Here is a 7,070-nt window from a genome sequence, read left to right as displayed (position 1 = left end):
GTTCTAGCTTACTCGAACACTGCCCAAAAAATTGATTAAACGAACCTTTAAGCTTTCAACATCTCTAGTTTCACACTCCCAAACTACGAGCACATTCCACCCATCTTCCTTCAATCCTGCAATAGTCTGTGCATCCCGCTCAACGTTTCTATCGAGCTTCGTATTCCAGAAATCGGTGTTGGATTTTGGTCTTCTGCTGTCGGCACAATCCTTGCAAGGATGCTGATGCCAAAAGCAACCGTGCACAAAAACAACCGCTCTTCGGCGAGAAAAAACTAAGTCAGGTTTACCTGGCAGGTTAGTTTGATGAAGGCGATAGCGATAACCTAAAGCGTGGCAAAGCCTACGGACTATCATCTCAGGACGGGTGTTCTGTGACTTGATACGCCTCATATTCTCAGAACGCTTTTTTCGGGAGATTTTGTCCATGATAAAAAGTACCCTGATGTCAGTACGTCGATGAGATAAATCGAAGCAATATCCTAACCGAAAAGCCCTCCCAAATAACGCGAAACCTCTGAGACAGTTGCGCCTCCCTATGAGCTCACTCAGAAGTTCTTTCTGTTAAGGTAAGAATAAATGCGCCTTCTTCATAAAATCTGAAGCCTGCAAGCTCACCTACGCAGACGGATTGGTCCGTCGGAGTAGCTTCTAGCAGTGTAAAAGAGCCAATCTGCGAAGTATTGAGCACATCACTGCGTGTAATCCAAATGCATCCGGCTTCAAAGTCTACACTATACGCGGCTTGACCTAGAGCAGAAACTTTTCCACCCAAATTCCGCAAAACATCAGCGGTGCTCTTCAAATCGTTCGTTACGATAATTTGCTGAGGCAGCCTGTTTGCCTTGTCTTGAATTTGGTCCAGAAGTTGCTTTGCCTCGAGCAAATCCATTTGCTGTATTGTACCTGGGGGATGAGTATAGGCATCCTTCAGGACAAGGTGCTTTTTTCGGTTGATGTATGCATACTCAATGTACGGCAAGTTCGCCAACAGTGTTTCAGGCTGGTTTCTGCTGCTTCCTGACCCTTTCAGAGCAGTCTCTACATGAACAATATTTTCTCGGTTCAGAAAATCCAGGATTGACTGAAGCTCTGAAAAACTTCGACTTTGTGTCTTCCCCGTTGACGTTTCAACCAGCACACGCTCACCATCATAATCAACGTCTAGCACCTGAAGATTTGCTCCTGGGCGAATGCTGTTCAGCGTCATACCAATGAGTGCCTCGATGTCCTTAAGAACCTGATTAAGCTGTCTCATTGTTTATCCCTTGCCATCTGGGAATGATGGTGGAAATCGAAGAACAGATGCGTCGTCTGAAGATCCTTCTATCGCTGCCACATCTTCAAGCCACTGCCGCAAGAACTCTGCTGATCGCTCATCATCTCCACCAACTCGTCGAAAAGTCACTCGATTGTTGATGCTGACTGTTACAGGAGTCTTAGATCCAGCGGTGTTCAATTTGTCTTGCAGGTCTAAACCTGCAGCAAACCTCCGAATATCACTCACAAAGTCCAGAACAACGACCTCCTTCTTTGTGTCGCTAATTCTTAGCCCTCGTCCCAGTTGCTGAACGAATATTCTCCTGCTGTGCGTAACTCTCTGAAAAACAATAATATTTACATCCGGCACATCAATGCCCTCGTTGAGGATATCTACAGCGCATAGAATCTGTACAGAACCATCGTGAAAATCACACAAGATCTTATTGCGTTGTGCAGGCGAGATCTTTCCATACCCTGAAGAGTTAGAGTACAACGCTTCGGCGACGCAGAAACCAAGCGAATTTACTTTATCTCGCATAGTAATTGCGTGATCTATTGTGCCGCAAAAGACAATTGCACGTGGTCTCTCGATTTCGCTCCAGAGCTTCTTAAGCTCATCGACTACTGCGTCATTCCATTCGGTGATAAAGAGTGTTCGATTAATATGCTTTGGCGAAAATCTGTCGCCTTCAAGGCTGGTCAGCCTCTCCCAATCTATGTTGTCGGTATGCATCCTGTAGTCAACGTTAGAGAGAAAACCATTTTTCAGGCCATGGACCATGTCAACAGTTGCCAGTGGTGATCCAAACATCTTCTCAATCTCAAAGCTGTCTGGTCTCCAAGGTGTTGCGGTTAATCCTAGAAGATATGGGCCGTGAGATTTACCGGCATCGAGGCGCTCAATGATTTCCAGATACATCTCGCCGCCGACATGGTGACACTCGTCTATGAGCACCAAGTCAAAGTCCGGTACATCCCGGAAGCTTCGGAGATGAAGAGCGACCGACCTCTGGCATGCAAAGACAAAATCCGCATCACTCATGCTTTGAAAGCTTGGCTTCTCTCGGCCATTCCAAACCACAGTACGTTGATCGTGTCTCAAGAATGGCCAGAAAGCCTTTTCCAGTTGGTACACCAGTTCGTTCGTATGAGCTAAGACGAGCGTTCTAATTTTTCCGTCTTCAGCGATGCGTCTAATACTTTCCGCGGCAGTGAATGTTTTGCCCAAGCCTGTCGCCATCACGACCAGGCCTCGCTTTTGCCCATCGACCCAAGACTTTCGAACGGCTTGTATGATCGGTTCCTGGTACTTCCTAGCCTTTCTTGTTTGGATCTCTGGACTCAGCCTTCTAGCCCTCTGCTCCAAAGCTGCTGCATCAACAAGCTGCAACGGTGTCCTGGACGTCAAAAGTTCGCGTTGTCTAGATCTCGCGACGCTATCAAAACCTGAAATTGCCACGACAACCGGTACATCCGCGTCGTAGAAGCGCATCGCTCTTAGTGCTTCGTCGATAGCAATAGTACCAGCGGGCTTTTTCCAGTGTTTAACTTGGTATACAAATCTTTTCCCATTTTTGGTCGCGATGACATCTGCGCCCATATCTCCTGATCCGCCAACGAGACGAACATTCTCGTATCCCTCGTAGATCAACAGCCTGCAGACGCAGCGCTCTAGATTCTGCCACGTACCAGAGAGAAGATCATTGGCCGTAAAAAAAGGAGTAGTGTCTTTGTTCAAACCAATCTCTTTCGAAGCAGCTTGAGAGAGAGACGAGTTCTCTTTGCCTCTTCAATCGAAGGTTTCTGCGAAGAGTGAAATAGGAGTACGTCATTCATCCAGTTTTGCAGCTGATCCACGAATGCAGCAGTAATCTTTTCCGCTTCCGTTTTGCTGATCTCTGAGCTTACTTCCGTTGACCAGTCCCATACTCTTCCATCCAGAAACAGCTCAGCTTGGCGATCAATCAAATGTACAAGCGCATCAATCGACAAGTATTCAACAAAAGAACCCGTTTCCTTCATTTTGCTCAAGTCGGCTGGATCAATCCCATTGTCGAGCAAGGCGTTGACGAGTGTCTTTCTATCGAGCTCCCGGAGTTCGTCATATAAATCGACCGAATAATGAGCCATATTCGTTCGAATCCTTTCTTTCACCTCACCAAAGAAGCTCAAAATCTCCTCTTCAGTTTTTTCGGACGATGAGTTCAGCACATCCCGCCACCGCCTATTGAGGATCTCCCAAGAGATTATTGGGACAGTATGGAGTTCGGGGTGACTACCCGTAAGTCTGCCGTACGAGCGATGAATTTGACCAGCGATTTGACCAGCAATTGCTTGTTGTGGCGACAAGCCGAACTGCGAAAATAGTTCATGTGTTAGATCTATGAAAACATTGATCTTTGAGCTTCTGGCGGCAACATGCAGAGGAATGCTGTCGTCTCGCCCCCAAACACTTATGGGGCGTTTCATCGCATAAACATCAACATCAATTGGATCGCTGTTGCTGCCGTCAGCAAGTCGTACGGAGCAGGCCGCCATCGAAAGCTCATCATTCTTGTTTGAGGACGCAAGGAGTTCGTTCTCATCGAGGAAGCTTGGAGTTCCTTCCGGGAACATGCAATTAGAGCACTCGGTTTTTCCTGACGTGTTTCTCGTCCCACAAACTTTGCAGAGCCAAGGCTCCTTCGTTTCCAATACTTGCGAAGTACCGCACTCTGGACAATCCATTGCATTAGCGGGAAGCCGAGCACCGCATTCAGAGTTAATACAGTCTTTTCCGATTAGCACATGATCGCAAACGCTACACTGGATGGCGGAAGCCAGGTTTTGAGAGCTGCATTCAGGGCACTCAATCAAGTCTTCAATAGGCTTTGTGTCTGCTTTCTCTACCAGTTTCCACCATTCAGAGTCGTCGTAAAATCCTGGCTCCTTTGCTAGGAACTTTTGATAGTATTCTTTTTCGATCTCGCGCGAAATTCTACTGGGCGCATTCTTGGATTCGTCCCAGTATCCCATGTACATGTCACGCGTTCCAAAGTCTCTCACCCGTCTGTAACCCTGGTACAATTTATACAAAGGGCTGGTATTAAATTCGGCGTTCGGCTGCTTTGGCTGCAATGAGCTTTCGCCTCGAACAATACGCATGGCATCTGCCCATTCGCCCGTCGTCCTCTGGAAATCTTGTTTCAGAAAGTCCACAGGAACATGGTCTAAATGAACTTCGCCTACTATTCGCCCAAATTGTTGGTCGATCGGGTAGTCCTTGATGGTGTTTTTGAATTCATCCGTAAATTCAAAAAAGGCTGCTTTCTCTGCGACTCGTATCGTTCGCCCGTTCCTAATTAAATCAATTCCGAAATTTTGACTGTCATCGAATCTCTGAATGCCAACCCAGCCACGAACCCGCTGCTCAATAGTCCTTAGAGATGAAGAACCGCAAGCTGGACACACCGACTGTCCCGACTCTACGAGTGCTGTACACTCCAGGCACCTAACTTGAGATCCAGCAACTTCGTTGAAACGAAGTACGGCAGGTATTTTATCTAGAGTTCTGTGCTTTACGTACCGTTTGTCATCCCAGACACAGTGTTCATAGCCAACACAATCAGTTTCATTCAGATTGATTCGAGCTGCAAAACCTCGCGTCTTTAGGTCACCTCTCAAAATGGTCGCATATCTGCGCCCAATCTCACGCTGAAGCACCGGCATGCCATATTGGACTAAGCGCCTTACAAACTTTGCATTGGCGCTTCCTTCAGGCCACCAATTTGATACTTCGATTAGAGTTCCGTGTTCAAAACCGGATGGCTTCTCGACTTCGTTTACAGGCACTTCATAGCTTTTAGCGGCGATGATCTTATCGAGGTCGACGATAACTTCTAGGGCCTTTGCATCTCCCTTCTGAGCAGTAAGAAACCTTGTGCGACGTCCAAGCTTGCCAGTCGATATGTTGAACCCCATACCGAAAAGACCGAGGCTGTCATATGAATTGTTGCCGGAAAACCCCGCTCTAAGGGCCCGCTCTGCATGTTCTATGGCCATGCCAGGACCATTGTCCCTGACCCGAAGAACGCCGTCTCCCCTGTCAACTTCAGCCAGTTTCGGAAGGCTAATCAAAACCAGAGGTGAGGCAATCTCTTCACCCCGAATGTTACTTGATCGAAAAGAGTCCAGCGCATTGTCTACAAGCTCACACAACGCATCGAGCGGTGTCATTGGCGTGTGTGTTAATGCGACGAGTACTTTTGGATCAGGAGTAAGGTCGAAAACGGCCATTTTGCACTTCTTCTAGGGTAATCTTCATCGTCGTGGCTACAGCATGGGCAAGTTTGACTGGCACACCATTGCCAATGGTTTTGAATTTCGCGGAAAGCGTCATTTCCTTCGGCAACGAATACTCGTCGGGGACGGATTGAATTCGCATCGCCTCCCTTACCGATAGTCGCCTCGGCTCCCACGGGTGCAGATGTACTTCATTGTTTCCGTACGCAGCAGCTGGGCTGTAACGCCATCGGTGTAGGCGCTTGAAACTTTTTCGCGAAACATCCCCCTCCTTAATCGCTTTGAACTTATCGGAGTAGGGAACAAAGAACTCGTTTCCATTTGGTAACGACAAAACGTCTGGGCCGTTGGTCAATGCCGGGCCAACCATGAGCTCCTCTGGCGCAGCGGGTTTGACTGGGTAAGAACCAAAGTCATCTGTCGCTGGCCACGAGAAGTCTTCCTTTGGGTTGCGATGGGTCTGCAACCTTTCCCAAGGAAACCAATGATTGGTTGCTCCACGCGACTTTGAGTATCCGGCGATCCTCGCATTTGATATCAAATCGTCCGCACATCTCGCCCGCAGGTCCTCAAAACCATTTCTGGCAAGCCATTTTTTTTGCAGCCCAATCAAAAAAACTCGCTCACGATCTTGCGGGACAGAAAACTGCAATGAGTTGAGAATTCTCATGTCCAACAGGTATGTCTCGGACAATCTCTCAACCACTGTTGTCAGGAATTCTCTATGCTTCCTGGTTCTAAGCAAGCCAGGAACATTCTCCAGCAAGAAAAATGTTGGCTCAATTTCTACAATTCGCCTTGCGTATACTTCAGTTAGCCTTCCGTTTTCGCCACTAGAACCACGGTTCTTTCCACCGACAGAAAAATCAGGACACGGCGGGCCTCCTATCATACCAAAACATGAAGGTCTTCCTCCAACACCAAAGGCTGATCTCATGACTTCATTCGGGCCAACATCGACAATTGAATTTGTTGACTGGATCACGGCATCAGATCCCGTGGCACCCATTGAGTTCATTCCAAACTCAAAGCCTCTCACGAAGTCTTTTGAATACTCGTTGTGCCAGATTCCCGAAAATCCGGCTTTCTTGAAGCCCATGTCTAAGAAGCCGGCTCCCGTAAAAAATGAAAGTATTGGAAAATCAAACGAACTCGAAGCCGTTTGTTCTGTTTGCCTTATCTTTGGTTCTTGAGAGTTCATGAGATCTTTCATCACTAGCCGCTATCGTTGCTCTAGGTATAGGTTCGGCATCCGTAACGCTTGCTCTTGTTGGGCTACAAGTATCAGTAGAGCCTATGTAAGCTTGGCGCAATGAGTTAGCTGGTTCGAACCATCTAGCGCGAAAGCCGTTTTCCGTGACCGTTTCCAGAAGCTGATCAACAGCTACAACAACGAAAGCCAGAATGCCGAAGCGTTCTTCCTGGCACTGGTGAAACTGGCCGAAGACCTCACTGAAGAGGAGCAGCAGACGATCCGTGAAGGTCTGAACGAAGAGGGGAAGGCTGTCTTCGATATCCTCACCAAG

6 protein-coding genes are annotated in these 7,070 nt (G+C 47.7%); all 6 read right to left on the bottom strand.

All coding sequences use genetic code 11. The features are described from left to right. Positions 1-3: 3 nt before the first annotated feature. Entirely contained in the window at positions 4-429 is a 426-nt protein-coding gene (gene vsr, locus B6V72_RS18715; protein ID WP_088736347.1) for a DNA mismatch endonuclease Vsr, read from the bottom strand. A gap of 115 nt (positions 430-544) precedes the next feature. Then, complete coding sequence (locus tag B6V72_RS19085) at positions 545-1,258, bottom strand: hypothetical protein (RefSeq protein WP_146696234.1); 714 nt, start codon at positions 1,256-1,258, stop codon at positions 545-547. Positions 1,259-1,261: 3 nt separating this feature from the next. Next, a complete protein-coding gene (locus B6V72_RS18710) occupies positions 1,262-3,001 on the bottom strand; it encodes a DEAD/DEAH box helicase family protein (RefSeq protein WP_088736346.1) in 1,740 nt (579 codons plus the stop codon). Then, the gene (locus tag B6V72_RS18705) at positions 2,998-5,538 is read right to left on the bottom strand and encodes an ATP-binding protein (RefSeq protein WP_088736345.1); all 2,541 of its coding nucleotides are present in this window, start codon (positions 5,536-5,538) and stop codon (positions 2,998-3,000) included. The genes B6V72_RS18710 and B6V72_RS18705 overlap by 4 nt, the downstream gene beginning before the upstream one ends. Continuing rightward, positions 5,513-6,757, bottom strand: a complete 1,245-nt coding sequence (locus B6V72_RS18700; RefSeq protein WP_088736344.1) for a DNA cytosine methyltransferase — start codon at positions 6,755-6,757, stop codon at positions 5,513-5,515. The genes B6V72_RS18705 and B6V72_RS18700 overlap by 26 nt, the downstream gene beginning before the upstream one ends. Continuing rightward, positions 6,687-7,070: hypothetical protein (locus tag B6V72_RS19465; protein WP_240497767.1), on the bottom strand; the 384-nt coding region annotated here is incomplete at its 5' end. The genes B6V72_RS19465 and B6V72_RS18700, both read right to left, overlap by 71 nt.

This window comes from Thioclava sp. F34-6, assembly GCF_002213235.1.
In the GTDB taxonomy this organism is placed as follows: Bacteria; Pseudomonadota; Alphaproteobacteria; order Rhodobacterales; family Rhodobacteraceae; genus Thioclava; species Thioclava nitratireducens.
The sequence above is the reverse complement of the archived record's forward strand: the minus strand, read 5'-3'. Positions and strand labels throughout refer to the sequence as shown.